Genomic DNA, 19,461 nt, shown 5'->3' on the forward strand with positions numbered 1-19,461 from the left:
ATCATGTCCACACCTCCTCCTGTTCTCGTCGACATCAAGTTCAACCCCGAAGGTGTCGCCCGCGTGCTGAAAACGGCCTTTGCCGACCGCGGCAGCATCAATCTCGCCGATCCGGCCGATCGGCTGCGGGATCTCAGAGCGGCCGAATACGCGCTTCTCTGGAAACCGGATGCGGATCTCTTCCAGCGCGCGCCGAACCTCAAGGTGATCTTTTCCGGCGGCGCCGGCGTCGATCATATCATCGGCATGGACGGCCTGCCTGAGATCCCGATCGTTCGGTTCGTCGATCGCAGCCTGACCACCCGCATGAGCGAATGGGTGGTGATGCAATGCCTGATGCATCTGCGCGAGCAATACGCCCATGATATCAGCCAGCGACGGGGCGAATGGGCGAAGTTGATCGCGCCCGAAGCCGCGGAAGTGACGGTCGGCGTCATGGGCCTCGGCGTGCTCGGGCAGGACGCGGTCACCAAGCTGAAAGTGATGGGGTTCAACGTCATCGGCTGGTCGCGGACCCGCAAAGAGATCAATGGCATCGAGACTTTTGACGCGCGCGAACTGGATGCGTTCCTCGCCAGGACCGACATTCTCGTCGGCCTCTTGCCGCTGACGCCCGACACCACGGGGTTCTATGATAGCGGGCTATTTAAAAAGCTCCGCCGCGATGGTGCGCTCGGGCGGCCGGTCTTCATCAATGCCGGCCGCGGCCGCAGCCAGGTCGAGGCCGACATTGTCTCGGCCATCCGGGACGGCATCCTCGGCGGCGCTTCGCTTGACGTTTTCGAGGTGGAGCCCTTGGCGTCGGATAACCCGCTGTGGGCGTTGGAGAACGTTTTCATCACCCCGCATGACGCGGCGGTCTCCGAAGAGAACGCCCTGTTCCGCCATGTCGAGACGCAGATCGCCCGTTTCGAGCGCGGTGAGCCGCTGCAATTCGTCGTCGACCGCGCCGCCGGCTATTGAGCGTCGGGAACCTTCGAGACGACTGACCGTTTTCTCTGCGAACGTTTCTTGCGGCCGGATCGGCCGCTAGAACAGGATGATCTTAGCCCTCCTCGGCCTAAAATCTGAATCCTGTTCTAAAGAGTTAGAGCATGATGTCGTCCGAAAACCGCTCACACTTTTCGGCATCATCCTCTAAGGCAGCGGAAGGAGACGATGATGGCGCATCAGACGGAAACACGCTGGGAAAAATCCGACGGCAAGCTTCACAAGGAAGAGCAGATCCCGCCGGTTAAGGCAAAGCAGGGGCGCATGGGGTACCGCATCCTGACGGTGCTGCTCGTCGCGCTGATCCTCGCTTTCGTCGTGTGGATCCCGGTCGAGATCTGGGGTAATCGCGAGGCGAACGAGGTTGCGCCACAGCAGCCCGGCCAGCAGCTCCAGCAATCGGAAACAGCACCTGCCTCGGCGCAGCAAAATAGCAACGCAGTGCCGACCGAGACGCCGGCAATGGCGCCGGCCCCGAATGTTGCGCCTGCGGCACCGGGCCAGCCTGCGGCGCCGGCCCAATAGAGCAATTCCAGATGGCCTACCCATCCCGCCGCCCGGCCGCGGCGGGATGTTTATGTTTTATCTGGACTTTGCCCGCTGATTTTTCGATAAGAAGACGCACGAGCCGGTTTCGTGCGCCGGCCCGGATACTTGGCAGCACCTGACCGGATTGGACAGGGGCAGGAATTCATGGCCAAGACCGATATTGCACGACGCGTCTACAATCACGCTTGGAAGCTCGACCCGATCATCCGCAGCCTGATCGATACCGACTTCTACAAGCTGCTGATGCTGCAGATGATCTGGAAGCTCTATCCAGACGTCAATGCCTCCTTCACGCTGATCAATCGGACCAAACGCGTCCACCTCGCCGAGGAGATCGACGAAGGCGAATTGCGTGAACAGCTCGATCACGCCCGTACGCTGCGGCTCTCCAAGAAGGAGATGATCTGGCTTGCGGGTAACAGCTTCTACGGCCGCGCCCAGATTTTCGAGCCGGAATTCCTCGCCTGGCTTTCCAACTTCCAGCTTCCCGAATACGAGCTCTCGAAGAAGGACGGCCAATATGTGCTGGATTTTCACGGGGCCTGGAAGGAAACCACGATGTGGGAGATCCCGGCGCTGGCAATCGTCAACGAGCTGCGGTCGCGCTCGGCGATGAAGGCGCTCGGCCCTTTCACCCTCGATGTGCTCTATGCCCGCGCCAAGGCCAAGATGTGGTCGAAGGTCGAGCGGCTAAGGGAGCTGCCGGGCTTACGCATTTCCGATTTCGGCACCCGCCGCCGCCACAGCTTTCTCTGGCAGCGCTGGTGCGTCGAGGCGCTGAAGGAAGGCATCGGCCCGGCCTTTACCGGCACCAGCAACGTATTGCTGGCAATGGATTCCGATCTCGAGGCGGTCGGCACCAATGCCCATGAGCTACCGATGGTGGCGGCCGCCCTGGCGCAAACCGACGAGCAGCTGCGCAATGCGCCCTACAAGATTCTGCGCGACTGGAACAAGCTCTATGGCGGCAACCTTCTGATCGTCCTGCCGGATGCCTTTGGCACCGCGGCTTTCCTGCGCGACGCGCCGGAATGGGTGGCCGACTGGACCGGCTTCCGTCCGGATAGCGCGCCGCCGATCGAAGGCGGGGAGAAGATCATCGACTGGTGGAAGAAGATGGGCCGCGATCCGCGCCAGAAGCTGCTGATCTTCTCCGACGGCCTCGATGTCGACGCCATCATCGACACCTACCGGCATTTCGAAGGCCGGGTGCGGATGAGCTTCGGCTGGGGCACGAACCTGACCAATGATTTTGCCGGCTGCGCCCCGACCGAAATCTCGGGCCTCAATCCGATCTCGGTCGTCTGCAAGGTCAGCGACGCCAACGGCCGTCCAGCGGTAAAGCTCTCTGACAATCCGCAGAAGGCGACCGGCGAACCGGCAGAAGTCGAACGCTACCTGAAATTCTTCGGCACCGAGGACAGGGTCGATCAGACCGTCCTGGTTTAGGCGCGCCGCGCCGCACGGCCATCCCCGGGTACGGCGCGGCCGTTCCGGGGCATCGCGTGGCCGTCCCGGGGCATATCGATGTGCCCGGTCATCGCGTCCTCGATCGACCAGCCGAAGCGCCAGGCGTCGAACATCGAAAACCATTCCTGCAGATCGGTGATCGGCAGCACATCCGGCTTCGACATCGGATTGTCGGCCAGGCTGCGGCCGAGCGCACGGTCGCGTGCACCGCGTTCCTGCATCTCAAGCAGATCCTCGAACATCGTCACCCCCTCATTTGATGGGTTTATGCAATCATGCTAATGAAGCCTTGTCGAGTCCGGATACGCTGATTCCGGTTTTACACAGGATTAGCCCTAATTCGCTATCTCGACGCACTGAGCGCGACGGGGAGGCCCGGCTTCCTGGCTGGGGTCCGCCTCCGAGCCTCCCGGCTGGCCGAATCGCAAAACGGCAGCATCGATAAGTTGTCGCATTCCGGCCGGGCCGATCCAACCAAGATGATATAGACGGTGAACGGCGGGTTAATATCCACCGGATCTGTGTCGATTCCACGCGATCCGGCAGGTCGGCTGCGGCATGCCTCGACGGTTCAGGCAGCCAGTCTGCGAAACTGGGTTCTGATCCGGTCGAGGTAATAATGGCCGGGAGACGGTGCCGCTGTCATCGCATGGGCTTCCGATGCGGGAACCCCTTCGAACAGCCGCTCCTCACCATTCTTGAAGCAAATCCTGAGCCGCCCGTCTTCCTGGCTGAAATAGACGGATTTGATGATCTTCGACTTCACCGAAAGTTCTTCCACCTGTTTTACCTCTGTTTTTTAATTTTCCAGAGCATAACGCAGCACGTGCAAAGACCGGGTGAAGCGGCGTGGTAAAAATTCAGGAATCTTTCTGATCAACCCCAGCGTTTCCTTCGATGGGATCGGGCTTTTGCTTCCCGCAGGTTATGCGAGATCAGGTGATGTTGACAAACTTTGCCAAACAACCCAATTTTGAGGAAACGGAGAGCTTTGATGGCGACCATGAACGTATCCCTGCCCGATCCCATGAAAGATTGGGTGGAAGCGCAAACCAAAACAGGCCGTTATGCCAATGCGAGCGATTATGTCCGCGACCTCATCAGGAAAGACCAGGAGCGAAACGATAAGATTGCCGCTATGCAGCGCTTTGTCGATGAAGGCTTGAAGAGCGGCGTCGGGTCGCGGTCGAAGGACGCACTGTTTGAGGCGGCGCGGGCGCGCGTGGAAAGCTCTCGCGGCAATTGACGATGGGCTTTCGCCTTACGGAAGAAGCGGAGGAGGACATTATCGGCATAGCCGAAACCGGTATTCGCCTGTTTGGCTCAGCGCACGCTCGGCGCTACCATGATGAACTCTACGCCATTTTTGATGTGATTGCTGCCAATCCCCGTATGGCGCGCGAACGGGATGAAATTTCTCCTCCGATGCGCATCCATCCGTTCAAGGCCCATCTCGTCGTCTATACGATTGTGGAGGGCGATCATGTTCTCATTGTCCGTATTCGCCACGGACACGAAGATTGGTCCAGTCAGGCTTAATATTCAATCTGTTGGATGAAAATACGAAAAATGGCGGACAGGGAGGGATTCGAACCCTCGGTACGCTTTCACGTACACACGCGTTCCAGGCGTGCGCCTTAAACCACTCGGCCACCTGTCCTTTGGCGTTCGCACCAGGAGAGGAGCAAATCGTCGGAACGGCGCGATATATACCGATGAATTTTTGCCGATCAACCCAAATCTAACAGTTTTTTGACTTCTTCCGATAAAACTCGCCTGCGCCCGTCCGTTGTGCTTCACCCCATTGATGACTATGTAATTCTCAAGGTGGAGAATGGCGCGGGTCCGCCGGAATTGTCCGGCATGTCGAAGCGTCGGAGGAATTGATGCGTTTCCTGTTGCGTCTGGCCAGTCTTGTCGCGCTTGCGGCGGCCGTTATTGCCGGGACCATCGATTCAATCCAGTCGGTTGCGGCATCCGCCGTTGTCATGACGCCGATGTCCGACGCCTGGCAGGATGTCAGCCCGGACACGCTGACCTCGCTGCAATCCGCGCTCTCCTATTATATCCACCCGCGTTTCTATGCCTTCATCTTTCAGTGGCTGATGCTCCAGCCGGCCTTTGCGGTCTTTCTGGTGATCGCCCTGCTTCTTTGGATGGTCGGCTACAAGAAACCGCAGGTCTCCGGTCGGTTCATCGCATAGCGATGCTGTTTCAGGCGGTGCGATCCGGCAAAAGACCCGGGCATTTACCCTTGCCCGGTTTCAGGGCCCGGTTTTAGCGACGGCCCGCGGATCGGCTAAAAAATCCGCATGCCGCTCGGCGAAATGTCCAAAAATCAGCCCGGGAGAACTGATTTTCAGCAATTGCTGCAAATCTTTACCGCCTGAAAAATTTCTGGTGAATTTTTCCGTGAGCCATGCAAGGATGCGCCCAGCCAGGCCTCCGGGGGGAGGTCGGTGGTTCCGCAGACATGTCCGAAAAGGACTTGCGGGAGGACCCCTAACGAATAGCAACAACAGGGCTGCACAATGAAAAAATCCCTTCTCACTCTCCTTGCCGTGGCTGCCATGTCGACGACGGCGCTTGCCGCCGATGTCAAGCCGGCGCTGGTTTACGGCACCGGCGGGAAGTTCGATAAGTCTTTCAACGAAGCGGCCTATAACGGCGCCGAGAAGTTCAAGGCCGAGACCGGCATTGCCTATCGCGACTTCGAGCCGACGGGCGACACCCAGGGCGAACAGGCCATCCGCAACTTCGCAAGCCGCGGCTTCAACCCCGTGGTCGCCGTTTCCTTCGCCTGGACTTCCGCCATTGAGAAGGTCGCAGCCGAATTCCCCGATACCAAGTTCATCATCGTCGACTCCGTCGTCGACAAGCCGAACGTCCGTTCGGTCGTCTACAAGGAAGAAGAAGGCTCCTATCTCGTCGGCATTCTCGCCGGCATGGCCTCCAAGACCGGCAAGGTCGGTTTCGTCGGCGGCATGGACATTCCGCTGATCCGCAAATTCGAATGCGGCTATGAGCAGGGCGCCCGCGCCGCCAAGGCCGATATCGAAGTGTTCCAGAACATGACCGGCACCACCGGTGCGGCCTGGAACGACCCGGTTCGCGGCGGTGAGCTCACCAAGAACCAGATCGACCAGGGTGCCGACGTCATTTACGCGGCAGCCGGCGCCACCGGTCTCGGCGTTCTGCAGACTGCCGCCGACAACAAGAAGCTGTCGATCGGCGTCGACTCCAACCAGAACCATCTGCATCCGGGCTCGGTGCTGACCTCGATGGTCAAGCGCGTCGATCTCGCCGTCTACAACGCCTACACCGACACCAAGAACGACAAGTTCACCGGCGGCGTTCAGGCGCTCGGCGTCAAGGAAGATGGCGTTGGTGCAGCGATCGACGACAACAACAAGTCGCTGATCACGCCGGAAATGCAGGCGGCCGTCGACAAGGCCAAGGCTGACATCATTGCGGGAACCGTGAAAGTTCACGATTATACCTCGGACAACGCTTGCCCGAAGTGATCCGCGCCCTGATGTAATCGACGATTGAGATCGGGCGTATGGCGGAGGGGATTTTCGCCATACGCCCTTTTCTTATTTGGAGCCTGCTGTGACAGATAAGCCCGCCATCGAGCTTGTCGGCATCGATAAGAAATTCGGTGCCGTCCATGCCAACAAGGACATCAACCTCACCGTTGCCAAGGGGACGATCCACGGCATCATCGGCGAAAATGGTGCCGGCAAATCGACGCTGATGTCGATCATTTACGGCTTCTACTACGCCGACAGCGGCGAGATCCGCGTCAACGGCAATCCCGTCACCATCCGTGACAGCCAGGCGGCGATCGCCGCCGGCATCGGCATGGTGCACCAGCATTTCATGCTGGTCGATAATTTCACCGTTCTCGAGAATATCATGCTTGGCGCCGAAGGCGGCTCGCTGCTGGCGAGAGGCGTCGCCTCGGCGCGTGCCGAGCTGAAGCGGCTGGAAACGGAATACGGCCTCGAGGTCAATCCGGACGCGCTGATCGAACAGCTTCCCGTCGGCCTGCAGCAGCGCGTCGAAATCCTCAAAGCGATGTATCGCGGCGCCGAAATTCTGATCCTCGACGAACCCACAGGCGTGTTGACGCCGGCCGAAGCCGATCACCTTTTCCGCATCCTCAAGGTGCTGCGGGACCAGGGTAAGACGATCATCCTCATCACCCACAAGCTGCGCGAGATCATGGCGATCACCGATACGGTCTCGGTCATGCGCCGCGGCGAGATGGTCGCGACCCGCAAGACGGCCGAAACGACGGTGGAGGAGCTTGCCGAGCTGATGGTCGGCCGCCGCGTGCTGCTGCGCGTCCAGAAGGGTGAGGGACACCCGGGCGCTGCCGTGCTCTCCGTCCGCAACCTCACCGTCAAGGACAATCGCGGCGTTATCATGGTCGACAACGTCTCCTTCGATGTCCGCGCCGGCGAAATCGTCGGCGTTGCCGGGGTTGCCGGCAACGGCCAGTCCGAATTGCTGGAGGCGATTGCCGGCATCCGTAAGCCCGCCTCCGGCGAAATCCTTCTCGACGGCCAGACGATCGACAAGGCGGATCCCGCCCGACTGCGCGATCTCGGCCTTGCCCATATTCCCGAGGACCGCCACCACATGGGCCTGGTGCTGAAATTCGAGGAATACGAAAATTCCGTGCTCGGCTATCACCGCCGCCCGGGCTACAGCAAAGGCCCGCTGCTCGATCTCGACGCGATCCGCAAGGACGCGATGGAAAAGATCGAAAAATACGACATCCGCCCGCCGAACCCGCGGTTGAAGACGGCGAACTTCTCCGGCGGCAACCAGCAGAAGATCGTCGTTGCCCGCGAGATCGAGCGCGACCCGAAGATGCTGATCATCGGCCAGCCGACCCGCGGCGTCGATATCGGCGCCATCGAATTCATCCACCGCCGGATCATCGAAATGCGCGATGCGGGCAAGGCGATCCTGCTCGTCTCCGTCGAACTCGATGAAATCCGCGCCCTTTCAGACCGTATCCTTGTCATGTTTGCCGGCAACATCGTCGGCGAGAAGACGCCCGATGCCGGTGAACAGACCCTCGGCCTGATGATGGCCGGCATTGCCGCGTGAGGCCCTTATGAGCACTGCTTCCGTTCCGCTGCCAAACTGGATCAACTACGGCCTGATCCCTATTCTCAACCTTATCGTCGCCTTCCTGATCTCCGGCTTCGTCGTCTGGCTGATCGGTGAAAGCCCGCTTGCCGCCCTTTCGCTGCTGATCGAGGGCGCCTTCGGCAGCGGCGAAGGCATAGGTTTTACCCTCTACTATGCGACGAGCTTCATCTTCACCGGCCTTTCCGTCGCGGTAGCGATCCATGCCGGTCTCTTCAACATCGGCTCCGAAGGCCAAGCCTATATCGGCGGCCTCGGCTGCGCGCTCGTGGCGCTGGCGCTCGACAAATACGTGCCCTGGTATGTGACGATGCCGCTCGCCATTATCGGCGCCGGCATCTTCGGCGCAGCCTGGGCCTTCATTCCCGCGTTCCTCCAGGCCAAGCGCGGCAGCCATATCGTCATCACCACGATCATGTTCAACTATATCGCAGCCGCCCTCATGGTCTATCTGCTGGTACACGTGCTGATCGTGCCCGGCAAAATGGCGCCGGAAACCCGTACATTCCTCGAGGGCGGGCAGCTTCCGAAGCTCGGCTGGATCATGTCGATGTTCGGAGCCAAGCTCGGCGCCGCTCCCTTCAACGTCTCCTTTATCATCGCGCTTCTGGCCGCATGGTTCGTCTGGATCCTCATCTGGCGCACCAAGCTCGGCTTCGAAATGCGTACACTGGGCGTGAGCTCGACGGCCGCGGCCTATGCCGGCATTCCCTATGCCCGCATCGTCATCATCGCTATGCTGCTGTCGGGTGCGCTCGCCGGCATGATGGCGCTCAATCCCGTCATGGGCTCGTCCGCCCGTCTGCAGGTCGAGTTCGTCGGCGGCGCCGGCTTCGTCGGCATTGCCGTCTCGCTGATGGGCCGCAATCATCCGCTCGGGATCATCCTGGCGGCGATCCTCTTCGGCACCCTCTATCAGGGCGGCGACTGGATTTCTTTCGAAATGCCGAACATCACCCGTGAGATGATCCTCGTCATCCAGGGTCTGGTGATCCTCTTTGCCGGTGCGCTGGAATATATGTTCCGGCCGGCAATGGTGCACATCTACCAGCAGTTCAAGCCGGCCTGAGGAGCGGACGATGGATTACTATGAAATCTTCATCAACGTCCTGAGTTCGACGGTACGGCTCTCCATTCCGCTGATCTTCACGGCGCTCGCCGGCCTGTTTTCCGAGCGCGCGGGCGTTTTCGATATTGGCCTCGAAGGCAAGATGCTGGGCTCGGCCTTCGCCGCAGCCTGCATCGCCTATCTCTCTGGTTCGGCTTGGCTGGGGCTCGGCGCCGGCATCGTCTGTTCGGTGGCGCTCAGTCTGGTGCACGGCTTCGCCTCGATCACCAATCGCGGCAATCAGATCGTCTCGGGCGTCGCCATCAATTTCTTCATCGCCGGCATCACCATTGTCCTGGGGCAGGCCTGGTTTGGCCAGGGCGGCCGCACGCCGCAGCTGTTGCCGGAAGCGCGCTTCGCGCCGATCATCCTGCCGGGCGCAGATGCCATTCATAATGTGCCGATCATCGGTCCGCTCTATGCCGGCGTCATATCGGGCAATAATATCCTGACGTACCTCGCTTTCCTCGCCGTGCCCTTCTCCTGGTGGGTGCTCTACCGCACGCGCTTCGGCCTCAGGCTTCGCGCCGTCGGTGAAAATCCGGGCGCGGTCGACACCGCGGGCATTTCGGTCACCTGGCTGCGCTACCGCGCGGTCATGTGCGCCGGTATTCTCTGCGGCTTTTCCGGCACTTATCTCGCCATCGCCCAATCCGCTGCCTTCATCAAGGACATGTCGGCGGGTAAGGGCTACATCGCGCTCGCCGCTCTGGTCTTCGCCAAGTGGAAACCGGTGCCGGTCATGCTCGCCTGCCTGCTCTTTGGTTTCCTCGACGCGCTGGCGAATTTCATGCAGGGCAAGCAGGTGCCGCTGATCGGTGAGGTTCCGGTGCAAATCTTCCAGGCGCTGCCCTATGTCCTCACCTGCATCCTGCTCGCCGGCTTTATCGGCGTCGCGACCCCGCCGAAGGCCGGCGGCGTGCCCTATACCAAGGAGCGTTGATCATGTCCCACGACCTGTTCGAAGCCGCGCGCGGCGCCATGGCCTTTGCCCATGCACCCTATTCGAAATTCCCGGTTGGCGCGGCGATCCGCGCCGAGGACGGCAAGGTCTATACCGGGGCCAACATTGAAAACCTCTCCTTTCCACAAGGCTGGTGCGCCGAGCCGACGGCAATCAGCGCCATGATCATGGGCGGCGCCCGGAAGATCGTCGAAATGGCTGTCATTGCCGAGAAACTGCCGCTCTGCCCACCCTGCGGCGGCTGCCGCCAGAAGATTTCCGAATTCGCTTCCAAGGACACGAAGATCTATCTCTGCGATGAGGCCGGCGTGCAGAAAACCATGACGATGGACGAGCTCCTGCCTTTCAGCTTCGAGACCGAACTCGGATGAAGGCGACGGTCGAACTGCTTGTCGCCTTGCTCGGCGCCATCAAACCGCGCCATGGCATCGTGCTCGGCTCCGGTCTCGGCTCCCTCGTTGACCAATTGGACGGCGCCGTGCGTATTCCCTATCGCGACCTGCCGGGCTTTCCTGTCAGCGCCGTCTCCGGCCATGCGGGCGAAGTCGTCGCCGGCCGCCTTGGCGGCGTGCCCGTGATCATGCTCTCCGGCCGCGTCCATTATTACGAGAAGGGCGATGCCAATGCCATGCGCCTGCCGCTCGAGGTGTTGAAGGCGCTCGGCGTCGAGGCGCTGATTCTGACCAATTCAGCAGGATCGCTGCGTGAGGACATGCCGCCCGGTTCGGTGATGCAGATCACCGACCATATCAACTATTCCGGCATGAACCCGCTGATCGGCGAGGAAAGCGATCACCGTTTCGTCGGCATGACCAATGCCTATGATACCGACCTTGCCGCCGCGATGCGGAAGGCTGCGGCAAAGCTCAAGATCGAACTGGCCCAGGGTGTTTACATGTGGTTCTCCGGCCCAAGCTTCGAAACGCCGGCCGAAATCCGCATGGCGCGCATCCTCGGCGCCGATGCCGTCGGCATGTCGACGGTGCCCGAGGTCATCATCGCAAGAATGCTGGGCCTGAGGGTTGCGGCGGCCTCGGTTATCACCAACTATGGAGCAGGCATGACCGGCAACGAACTCAGCCATGAAGAAACCAAGGACATGGCGCCCATCGGCGGCGCCCGTCTCGCCGCCATATTGAAAGAGATGATTGCCGCCGGAGCAAGATGATTTTAGGCCGGGTCGGCGTAAAATCTGAATCCTGTTCTACATTCAAGAGCGAGAGCATGATGTCGTCCGAAACCCGCTCACACTTTTCGGCATCATGCTCTAGAGGAAGTGAAAATGAATAGCCATTCCATCCGGGAGACGGCGGCTGTCGCCCTTTCCCTTCTCGATCTCACCAATCTGAAGGACGATTGCACCGAGGCGCAGATCGAAGCGCTCTGCGCCCGCGCGCAGACGCCCTACGGCAACAGCGCTGCAATCTGCATCTGGCCGCGCTTCGTCGCCCAGGCCCGCAATGTCCTCGGCACCGGCCATGCCGTGCGCATCGCGACCGTGGTCAATTTCCCGGCGGGCGAGATGGAAGCGGCCGATGTCGCCGCCGAAACCCGCGAGGCGATTGCCGACGGCGCCGATGAGATCGATCTGGTCATCCCCTACCGCAAGTTCATAGCTGGCGATGAGAAGGCGGTGACCGACATGGTCCGTGCCGTGCGCGCAGAATGCACTGGGCCGGTTCTGCTGAAGGTCATCATCGAGACCGGCGAATTGAAGGAGGCGGCATTGATCCGCCGCGCCTCCGAACTTGCCATTGAAGCCGGCGCCGATTTCATCAAGACTTCGACAGGCAAGGTGGCCGTCAATGCCACGCTCGAAGCCGCCGACATCATGATCCGGGCCATTCGCGAAAGCGGACGCAAGGTTGGCTTCAAACCGGCCGGCGGCATCGGCTCGGTGGCCGATGCGGCGCTCTATCTCAGCCTCGCCGAAACCATCATGGCGCCGGATTGGGCGATGCCCTCGACCTTCCGCTTCGGCGCTTCCGGCCTGCTCGACGACATCCTGGCGGTTCTCAGCGGAGCGCAGCCGGCATCGGCTGCGGCGTCGGGCTATTGAGATGATCCCGCAGGAGATCATCCGGCGCAAGCGCGACGGCGGCGAACTCGCCGCCGCCGAGATCCGGTCTTTCATCGATGCGCTTGCCGCCGGTCGATTGTCCGAGGGCCAGATCGGCGCCTTCGCCATGGCCGTCTGGTTCAAGGGCATGTCGCGCCAGGAAATCGTTGCCTTGACCCTGGCGATGGCCGATTCCGGCGATCGCCTGCAATGGGCCGATATCGACCGTCCGATTGCCGACAAACATTCGACCGGAGGCGTCGGCGACAATGTCTCGCTGATGCTGGCGCCGATCGCGGCCGCCTGCGGCCTTGCAGTCCCGATGATATCAGGCCGCGGCCTCGGCCATACCGGCGGCACGCTCGATAAGCTTGAATCCATTCCCGGCTATATGATCACTCCGGATGCGGATCTGTTTCACCGGGTGGTCAAGCAGGCAGGATGCGCTATCATCGGCCAGACCGGCGCTTTGGCGCCAGCTGACGGCAGGCTCTACGCCGTGCGCGATGTAACCGCCACCGTCGATTCCATTCCCTTGATCACCGCCTCCATCCTCTCCAAGAAGCTTGCCGCCGGTCTTCAGACGCTGGTGCTCGACGTCAAGGTCGGCAACGGAGCCTTCATGGCTGAGCGCGATCAGGCGGAAATGCTGGCACGGTCGCTGGTCGAGGTGGCGAATGGCGCGGGCGTGAAGACTTCGGCGCTCATCACCGACATGAACGAGCCGCTCGCCGATAGCGCCGGCAACGCCGTCGAGATGCGCAACTGCCTGGATTTCCTGGCAGGCAGGAAAGGTAATACGCGGCTCGAGACTGTCGTTCTGGCCTTCGCCGCCGAGATGCTGGAGAAATCGGGCATTGCCGCTTTGCCTGAGGAAGGCGAGGCAATGGCGCGCCGGGCCCTGTCGTCGGGGAAGGCGGCCGAGATTTTTGCGCGCATGGTATCCATGCTCGGCGGCCCGGCCGATCTGATCGAGAACCCGGACAAGTACCTCGCTAGAGCGCCGGTCGAAAAGCCTGTTGCGGCCGCGCGGTCCGGCTGGCTTGCCGCCTGCGACGCCCGTGGCATCGGTGTCAGCGTCATCGATCTTGGCGGCGGACGGCGCCATCCCGCCGATCGGATCGATCACCGCGTCGGCTTCTCCGAACTGCTGCCGCTTGGCACCCGCGTGAATGCCGGCGAGCCGATCGCCCTCGTTCACGCCGCCGACGAAGCCGCGGCGGAAAGGGCAGCCGCAGCACTTGCCGCGCACTACCGCATCACCGAGGACGCGCCGGCGCTGAACCCGATCATTTCAGGCCTTGTCTGACACAGTCTATTGCTTGAGGCTGAGCGAGCCGTCAGCGACGGAATAGGAGGCGAGCTTCTTCAGGAAGCTCATGCCGACCAGCGTCGTCGTCAGCGCTTCGTCCTTGAGGACGAAGGCTTCGACATCCCGGACCCGGATGCCGCCGATTTCGATCCGGTCGAGTGTCACATGCGCGGCCTTTGTCTGGCCGTTCGCGGTGTTGACGCCATAGCGGAAATCGAGCTGGTTGGCGGTGAAGCCCATCCGGCGCGCCAGCGTCTCGTTGAGCGCGACATAGGTGGCGCCGGTATCGATCAAGCCTTGCACCGGCTTGCCGTTGATCTTGAAACTGCCGGTATAGTGGCCCTGCGCATCTGCCTGCAGGCGGATTACATTGCTGCCGGAGGCGGGTGCGGGGGCTGCGGGCATGCCGCTTTCGCTCGAGATGTAATTGGCGGAAAGAGTGTTGGCGGGCTGTGGGCCGGTGCCGGCGAAGAAGGATGGCACTTGTGTGGCGAGCACCGCGGCGATGCTGGCGAATATGATGGTACGCACGAGCATGAAACAGAAATCCTTCCTGTATAAACCTCGCTTCATGCGAGGCCCTCATGCTTTCAGACTGCTAAGCCTGAAGTGCTGATAAGTTGCTAATATCGGCACGAAAACGGCCCGGCGCGAACCGCCGGGCCGTAAAACTCTTTCGATTTGGTAAAGGAAGGCTGAAATTACTTGGTGCCGTACATGCGGTCGCCGGCGTCGCCAAGGCCGGGCACGATATAGCCCTTCTCGTTGAGGTGGCTGTCGATTGCCGCGGTGAAGACCGGAACATCGGGATGCGCCGCGCGGAAGTTGCGGATGCCTTCCGGGGCGGCAAGCAGGCAGAGGAAGCGGATATTGTGAGCGCCGCGTTCCTTCAGCTTGTCGATCGCCGCGATCGACGAATTGCCGGTTGCCAGCATCGGATCGACGACGATGATCAGCCGCTCGGCCACATCTTCCGGCGCCTTGAAATAATATTCGACCGGCTGCAGCGTCTCGTGGTCGCGGTAGACGCCGATATGCGAGACGCGGGCGGACGGCACGAGATCGAGCATGCCCTCGAGCAGGCCGTTGCCGGCGCGCAGGATCGAGGCGAAGACCAGCTTCTTGCCTTCCAGGATCGGCGAGTCCATCGTCTGCAGCGGCGTCTCGATCGTTTCCATCGTCAGCTCGAGGTCGCGGGTGACCTCGTAACAGAGCAGCGTCGAGATTTCGCGCAGCAGCCGCCGGAAACTTCCCGTCGATGTCTCCTTGCGCCGCATGATGGTGAGCTTGTGCTGCACAAGCGGATGATCGATGACCGTGACGCCGTCCATGGGGAAGCCTTTCATTCTTTCTATCGAATGTTTCTTTCACGGAAATTGGCCCGACCGCAAGAGTGCAGCCGAATTTGCGCCGATCTTCCCCAACCTCCGGAGCCTTTCCCGGTTAGGAAAGGCTCTCGCCTCAAAGGCGGGCGAGCAGCGTCTTCCGCGTCTCCTCGTCGACGAAGGCTGCTTCGATGGCGGTGCGCGTCATGGCGTCGATCTCCGCATTGTCGAAGCCGAAAACCTCAGCGGCAAGCGCATATTCCCGCTCGAGCGACGTATGGAAGAAGGGCGGATCATCCGAGCTGATCGTCACCGGCACACCCGCTTCCTTCAGCCGGCGCAGCGGATGCGAAGCGAAATCGGGAAAGACCCGAAGGGCGATATTCGAGCCGGGGCAGACCTCGAGCACGGTGCCGAGATCGGCAAGCCGCTTCACCAGATCGAGATCCTCGATGGCGCGCACGCCATGGCCGATGCGCGCGGGGCGCACCGCATCGAGCGCATCGGCGACGCTGAAGGCGCCGCAGACCTCGCCGGCATGGATGGTAAGACCGAGGCCGGCATCGCGGGCGATATCGAAGGCGCGGGCATAGTCGGCGACACGGCCCATGCGCTCTTCGCCGGCCAGGTTGAAGCCGGTGATCAGGGGGTTGCCTGCCTTGGCCGCATATTCCGCCGCCCCGATCACGCTCTCCGGGCCGAAATGCCGCTCGCCGGTGACGATCAGCCGGGCCTCGATGCCGCTCTTTTCCCGAGCGCGCCGGATGCCTTGGCAGACACCCGATATATAGGCATCGGCGCCGAGCCCGATACGTTTGCCGTGATCGGGCGACACGATGAGTTCGCTGTAGATCGTGTTGATGGCGGCGAGTTCATCGAGATAGGTTTCGGTCAGAAGCGCATAGTCCTCCTCGGTCTTGTAGACTTCCGAAACCTTGTCGTAACATTCGAGAAAACTTGCGAAATCATGCCAGACATAGGCGCCTTCGCGAAGCTGCCCGCTAATGTCGATCCCGTATTTCCGCGCCTGCGCCTCGGTCAAAGCTGGCGGTGCCGCACCCTCCAGATGGCAGTGCAGCTCGACCTTCTTCAAATGTGATGTCACAGAAAACTCCTTCCGTGCGGCCCGGCCGGAATGCCGAGATGACGCGCAATGCTTTCGCCGATATCGGCATAGCTGCGGCGCACCCCGATCGAACGCGACCGGATGCCGGGGCCATAGGCGATAACCGGCACGCGTTCGCGCGTATGGTCCGTGCCGCGCCAGGTCGGATCGCAGCCATGATCGGCGGTGAGCACGACGAGGTCGCCGGGCTTCAGCTTCTTGTGGACCTCAGGCAGGCGCGCATCGAAGGCTTCGAGAGCTGCGGCATAGCCCGGCACATCACGGCGATGGCCGTAATTCATGTCGAAATCGACGAAATTGGTGAAGACGAGATCGCCGTCTTCCGCCGCGTCGATCGCCGACAGCGACGCATCCATCAGCGCCTCGTTGCCTGTCGCCTTGATGACGCGCGAAATTCCCTGATGGGCAAAGATATCGCCGATCTTCCCGACGGCATGCACGTGCCGGCCGTGCTGGAGCAGCCTGTCGAGCAATGTCGGTTCCGGCGGTAGCACCGAGAAGTCGCGCCGATTTCCGGTGCGCTGGAAGGTGGAAGCCGACTGGCCGATGAAGGGCCGAGCGATGACGCGGCCTATATTGTAGGGATCGAGCAGCCCGCGGGCGATTTGGCAGAAGGCGAGCAGCCGATCGAGACCGAAATGCGCTTCGTGCGCGGCGACCTGGAAGACTGAATCCGAAGACGTATAACAGATCGGCTTGCCGGTGCGGATATGCTCTTCGCCGAGCCGGGCGATGATCTCGGTTCCTGATGCGTGGCAGTTGCCGAGAATGCCGGGCACATCGCCGTCTTGGCACAAGGCCTCTATCAGTTCCGCCGGGAAGGCGTCGCCCTCCGTCGGGAAATAACCCCAGTCGAAATTGACCGGCGTGCCCGCGATCTCCCAATGGCCCGAGGGCGTGTCCTTGCCGCGGGAAATTTCGTTGGCGGTCCCATAAACGCCGTATACCTTCTCCGGAAGAGGCATGCCGGCCGGAAACTGACCGGAGGCCGCGCGCGCGATATGCATCAGCCCAAGCTCGGACATATTCGGCAGGCAAAGCGGTCCGCTGCGCAGCCCGGCGCGATCCCCGGCTCCGGCGGCGCAGAATTCGGCGATATGGCCGAGCGTATCGGCGCCTTCGTCGCCATAAGCGGCCGCATCCGGCGCGCCGCCGACGCCGAAGGAATCGAGAACGAAAAGAAAGGCACGCGCCATTTTACCCCCGAAAGGACCGATCGCCGACCTCCGGGATATCGGAAGCGGTTGCGGCCCAGGCATATAATGCCGCGCCCGGCTTGGCAAATTCGAGATGGGGGAGGGGCGTCAGCAGTCGCCGCAGGGGATCGATTCGCCCTGCCGCTGGCGGTAGAAATAGCTGCGGCTGATGGTGATCGTGCGCATGCCATCCGGCATGAAATTCGGCGCGAACAGGAACATCGTATAGGGAATGCTGAGTTCGGTGCGGACGAGGAAGCTGTTGGCCGTCTTCATGTCGGCGGGTATGTTGCTGACGGCGGTGTTCTTGGCATAGGGCGCGCTCCCGTCCTGCGCCCAGGACCAGAGTACCTTGGGATTGGCGCTGGCGTCGACGGTAATCCCGGTGATCTTCAGGGTCAGCGAGGTCGAATTGTAGGGCACGAAGATCGCGGTTGCGACCGACCGCATCTCTGTGAGTGTGCTCTTCGTGATGGATTGCTGCTGGGTGACCAAGTCGGCGATCGAACCGGCGGCGCGGGTCGCGCGCTTGGAGACGCTGAGGCCGATCGTGATCTCGAAAGCGCCGATATAGAGCATGATGAGCACGGGAAAGAGGATCGCAAACTCGATCGCGCCGGCGCCCTTGCGCTCTCGGATCAGCCGCCGCGCCGTCAGTGCCAGTCTGGTGAACGGGTTGCGCAATGCCATTATGGATACTGCTCGTTCTGGAAGGCCGCGGTTGCGATAATCAGATATTGCGTCGGCATCGAACCGTCGGAGGGACGGATCGTCGTGATGTAAGGCCGGACCAGATCCGTGATGATTTCCCAGCGATAGTAGGCGCGCAGCATGTTGATCGAGCCGGCGGCACCGGGCGAATATTTGATGGCGGCCGTGTTGATGTCGGAATATCTGTCGGTGGAGAGCTTGGGGATCGTCGTCGGAATGGCCGAGAAGGTGGCGAAGGTCTGCACATCGAGATAGAGCTTGCTCGGCGTCGCCGCCTCGGTCGCCGAGCAGCTGATCAGGATCGCGATCTCGTTGCAGAAGGCCTGCCGAAATTGCGTCTGGGTCATATCGGTCGTGCGGCCGAGATTGTAGGTGACCTGCCCGGTCCGCATCCGCCGGCTCATCGTATCGACGGCATTGGAGACGAGTTCTTCGGCGGCAAAGGCGATGAAGGTTTCGAGGATCGCGAAGATCACGACGAAATAAGGGATGGCAAGCAGGGCGAATTCGATCGCCGCTGCGCCGTCGCGCGATCGGGCGGCAGCGCGAAACTGGGCGAAACGGAACGGCGCGAACGCGCGCTCCCCATCCGTCTTCTGATCAACTATCGTCATTGCCTGGACCCGAGCGACATCTGCCTGCCACACTAGGGTCCGTTCGTTGATTTTCCGTTTCAGTCCGATACGACGATTTTAACGATTGGCGAAGATCCGAGCCGATCAAGGTGACGTGCTGCTGTCGGCCGCTTGCTGCGCGTGCTGCTCGCAATTCGGCGTGCAAGACAGCACGGAGCGCTCTGTCTGCCGGTAGACGCGCACCGTGTTGCCCTCGTCGATCGAAACCAGGATGCGCTCGTCGAGGATGGCGTTGCCGTCGGCGTCCAGCAGAACGAGATTGGTGGTGCCGAAGCTGCGTCCTGTCAGCACGATCGTCTTGGCATCGGCCACGGTCGCGTCGGCGACCTTTGCATTGCCGACGATCACCTTGCTGACGGGGCGGTCGAGCTTCAGTACGCGCGCGTGATCCATATAGACACGCAGCATATCATCGTCTGCGGCCGCGGAAATTCCCGAAACACCGAAAACGGCGATCATGCCGGCAAAGAAAACGGTTTTGCCGCTCGATGACATTTGGTCCTCTTTCATGATCACAGCGCAACAGGTGCATAGAATGGAAAAAAATGGTGAATGAAGCTTTAAGCTCCCTATGGTGTTTCGGGGTGAGGCAGGATGAACCGATTTGGCACGCGCTCGGGGTGGTGCACGTCTCAGTTGGAAGTGCGCCTGTGCTATTTTTAGATGAAACCCGCCTTTAAACCAGGAATATCGTTAAATATTGAGAGAAATGAATAAGGTAATACTTACCCTACTGCAGTCTCTTATTGCCTTCACATCTCGTTAACTCTTTTTCTTAAGCCGATGGAAACGCCCATTCACTAGATTGCGGTCATCCGATCAACGGCAACAGTTGGCGGACGTGCTGAAC

23 protein-coding genes and 1 tRNA gene are annotated in these 19,461 nt (G+C 61.0%); 14 read left to right on the top strand and 10 right to left on the bottom strand.

The genetic code is table 11. The annotated features are described in order from the left end of the window. Positions 1 to 3: 3 nt before the first annotated feature. The 3 genes from EFD56_RS04020 (at position 4) to pncB (ending at position 2,988) form a co-directional block, all read left to right on the top strand. Positions 4 to 963 (top strand): 2-hydroxyacid dehydrogenase, encoded by a 960-nt coding sequence (locus tag EFD56_RS04020; protein ID WP_126904729.1) that lies wholly within the window; start codon positions 4 to 6, stop codon positions 961 to 963. Between the two features lie 195 nt (positions 964 to 1,158). Continuing rightward, positions 1,159 to 1,515, top strand: coding sequence for a hypothetical protein (locus tag EFD56_RS04025; protein WP_126904730.1), 357 nt, complete (start codon positions 1,159 to 1,161; stop codon positions 1,513 to 1,515). Positions 1,516 to 1,683: 168 nt separating this feature from the next. Beyond that, positions 1,684 to 2,988 carry a nicotinate phosphoribosyltransferase gene (gene pncB / locus EFD56_RS04030; RefSeq protein WP_004673542.1) on the top strand — a complete coding sequence of 435 codons (1,305 nt, stop codon included), beginning with the start codon at positions 1,684 to 1,686 and terminating at the stop codon, positions 2,986 to 2,988. On the opposite strand, the gene EFD56_RS04035 is transcribed toward pncB, so the two are convergent. Together EFD56_RS04035 and EFD56_RS04040 are read right to left on the bottom strand one after the other, a co-directional pair. Then, on the bottom strand, positions 2,985 to 3,251 hold the full coding sequence (locus tag EFD56_RS04035) for a CrpP-related protein (RefSeq protein ID WP_126904731.1): 267 nt from the start codon (positions 3,249 to 3,251) through the stop codon (positions 2,985 to 2,987). The two genes, pncB and EFD56_RS04035, sit on opposite strands and share 4 nt — an antisense overlap. Positions 3,252 to 3,580: 329 nt before the next feature. After that, positions 3,581 to 3,790 (bottom strand): KTSC domain-containing protein, encoded by a 210-nt coding sequence (locus EFD56_RS04040; protein ID WP_010023871.1) that lies wholly within the window; start codon positions 3,788 to 3,790, stop codon positions 3,581 to 3,583. 213 nt (positions 3,791 to 4,003) lie between these two features. Here EFD56_RS04040 and EFD56_RS04045 point away from each other — a divergent pair, with 213 nt between their 5' ends. Both EFD56_RS04045 and EFD56_RS04050 read left to right on the top strand, forming a co-directional pair. After that, a complete protein-coding gene (locus EFD56_RS04045; protein ID WP_004673546.1) occupies positions 4,004 to 4,255 on the top strand; it encodes a type II toxin-antitoxin system ParD family antitoxin in 252 nt (83 codons plus the stop codon). Between the two features lie 2 nt (positions 4,256 to 4,257). Next, complete coding sequence (locus tag EFD56_RS04050; RefSeq protein ID WP_126904732.1) at positions 4,258 to 4,548, top strand: type II toxin-antitoxin system RelE/ParE family toxin; 291 nt, start codon at positions 4,258 to 4,260, stop codon at positions 4,546 to 4,548. A 31-nt stretch (positions 4,549 to 4,579) separates the two neighbouring features. Here EFD56_RS04050 and EFD56_RS04055 read toward each other — a convergent pair. Continuing rightward, positions 4,580 to 4,669, bottom strand: a tRNA-Ser gene (locus EFD56_RS04055). Between the two features lie 226 nt (positions 4,670 to 4,895). Between EFD56_RS04055 and EFD56_RS04060 the strand changes: the two genes are divergently transcribed. From EFD56_RS04060 to deoA, 9 genes are all read left to right on the top strand, one after another. After that, the gene (locus EFD56_RS04060) at positions 4,896 to 5,213 is read left to right on the top strand and encodes a hypothetical protein (RefSeq protein ID WP_012482264.1); all 318 of its coding nucleotides are present in this window, start codon (positions 4,896 to 4,898) and stop codon (positions 5,211 to 5,213) included. 327 nt (positions 5,214 to 5,540) lie between these two features. Beyond that, positions 5,541 to 6,533 (top strand): BMP family lipoprotein, encoded by a 993-nt coding sequence (locus tag EFD56_RS04065; protein WP_004673552.1) that lies wholly within the window; start codon positions 5,541 to 5,543, stop codon positions 6,531 to 6,533. 88 nt (positions 6,534 to 6,621) lie between these two features. Next, positions 6,622 to 8,133: an ABC transporter ATP-binding protein gene (locus EFD56_RS04070; protein ID WP_126904733.1), complete on the top strand. Its 1,512-nt coding sequence runs from the start codon at positions 6,622 to 6,624 to the stop codon at positions 8,131 to 8,133. 7 nt (positions 8,134 to 8,140) lie between these two features. Further along, entirely contained in the window at positions 8,141 to 9,244 is a 1,104-nt protein-coding gene (locus EFD56_RS04075) for an ABC transporter permease (protein ID WP_004673554.1), read from the top strand. Between the two features lie 10 nt (positions 9,245 to 9,254). Continuing rightward, a complete protein-coding gene (locus EFD56_RS04080; RefSeq protein WP_126904734.1) occupies positions 9,255 to 10,226 on the top strand; it encodes an ABC transporter permease in 972 nt (323 codons plus the stop codon). 2 nt (positions 10,227 to 10,228) lie between these two features. Continuing rightward, positions 10,229 to 10,618 (top strand): cytidine deaminase, encoded by a 390-nt coding sequence (locus EFD56_RS04085; protein WP_126904735.1) that lies wholly within the window; start codon positions 10,229 to 10,231, stop codon positions 10,616 to 10,618. Continuing rightward, positions 10,615 to 11,415 carry a purine-nucleoside phosphorylase gene (locus tag EFD56_RS04090; RefSeq protein ID WP_037142787.1) on the top strand — a complete coding sequence of 267 codons (801 nt, stop codon included), beginning with the start codon at positions 10,615 to 10,617 and terminating at the stop codon, positions 11,413 to 11,415. The genes EFD56_RS04085 and EFD56_RS04090 overlap by 4 nt, the downstream gene beginning before the upstream one ends. A 114-nt stretch (positions 11,416 to 11,529) precedes the next feature. After that, entirely contained in the window at positions 11,530 to 12,306 is a 777-nt protein-coding gene (gene deoC / locus EFD56_RS04095; RefSeq protein ID WP_126904736.1) for a deoxyribose-phosphate aldolase, read from the top strand. Between the two features lies 1 nt (position 12,307). After that, complete coding sequence (gene deoA / locus EFD56_RS04100; protein WP_126904737.1) at positions 12,308 to 13,615, top strand: thymidine phosphorylase; 1,308 nt, start codon at positions 12,308 to 12,310, stop codon at positions 13,613 to 13,615. A gap of 6 nt (positions 13,616 to 13,621) precedes the next feature. On the opposite strand, the gene EFD56_RS04105 is transcribed toward deoA, so the two are convergent. The 7 genes from EFD56_RS04105 to EFD56_RS04135 form a co-directional block, all read right to left on the bottom strand. Then, positions 13,622 to 14,191 carry a TIGR02281 family clan AA aspartic protease gene (locus EFD56_RS04105; RefSeq protein WP_064826716.1) on the bottom strand — a complete coding sequence of 190 codons (570 nt, stop codon included), beginning with the start codon at positions 14,189 to 14,191 and terminating at the stop codon, positions 13,622 to 13,624. 128 nt (positions 14,192 to 14,319) lie between these two features. Continuing rightward, the gene (gene upp / locus EFD56_RS04110; protein ID WP_126904908.1) at positions 14,320 to 14,949 is read right to left on the bottom strand and encodes a uracil phosphoribosyltransferase; all 630 of its coding nucleotides are present in this window, start codon (positions 14,947 to 14,949) and stop codon (positions 14,320 to 14,322) included. A 130-nt stretch (positions 14,950 to 15,079) separates the two neighbouring features. Next, positions 15,080 to 16,048, bottom strand: coding sequence for an adenosine deaminase (locus tag EFD56_RS04115; protein ID WP_126904738.1), 969 nt, complete (start codon positions 16,046 to 16,048; stop codon positions 15,080 to 15,082). Next, positions 16,045 to 17,265, bottom strand: a complete 1,221-nt coding sequence (locus EFD56_RS04120; RefSeq protein ID WP_126904739.1) for a phosphopentomutase — start codon at positions 17,263 to 17,265, stop codon at positions 16,045 to 16,047. The genes EFD56_RS04115 and EFD56_RS04120 overlap by 4 nt, the downstream gene beginning before the upstream one ends. Before the next feature lie 108 nt (positions 17,266 to 17,373). Next, a complete protein-coding gene (locus tag EFD56_RS04125) occupies positions 17,374 to 17,955 on the bottom strand; it encodes a TadE/TadG family type IV pilus assembly protein (protein WP_126904740.1) in 582 nt (193 codons plus the stop codon). Further along, positions 17,955 to 18,590: a TadE/TadG family type IV pilus assembly protein gene (locus tag EFD56_RS04130; RefSeq protein ID WP_126904741.1), complete on the bottom strand. Its 636-nt coding sequence runs from the start codon at positions 18,588 to 18,590 to the stop codon at positions 17,955 to 17,957. The genes EFD56_RS04125 and EFD56_RS04130 overlap by 1 nt, the downstream gene beginning before the upstream one ends. Before the next feature lie 105 nt (positions 18,591 to 18,695). Beyond that, the gene (locus EFD56_RS04135; protein ID WP_037142807.1) at positions 18,696 to 19,106 is read right to left on the bottom strand and encodes a pilus assembly protein N-terminal domain-containing protein; all 411 of its coding nucleotides are present in this window, start codon (positions 19,104 to 19,106) and stop codon (positions 18,696 to 18,698) included. Between the last annotated feature and the right edge of the window lie 355 nt (positions 19,107 to 19,461).

This window comes from Rhizobium phaseoli (genome assembly GCF_003985125.1).
Lineage (GTDB): Bacteria > Pseudomonadota > Alphaproteobacteria > Rhizobiales > Rhizobiaceae > Rhizobium > Rhizobium phaseoli.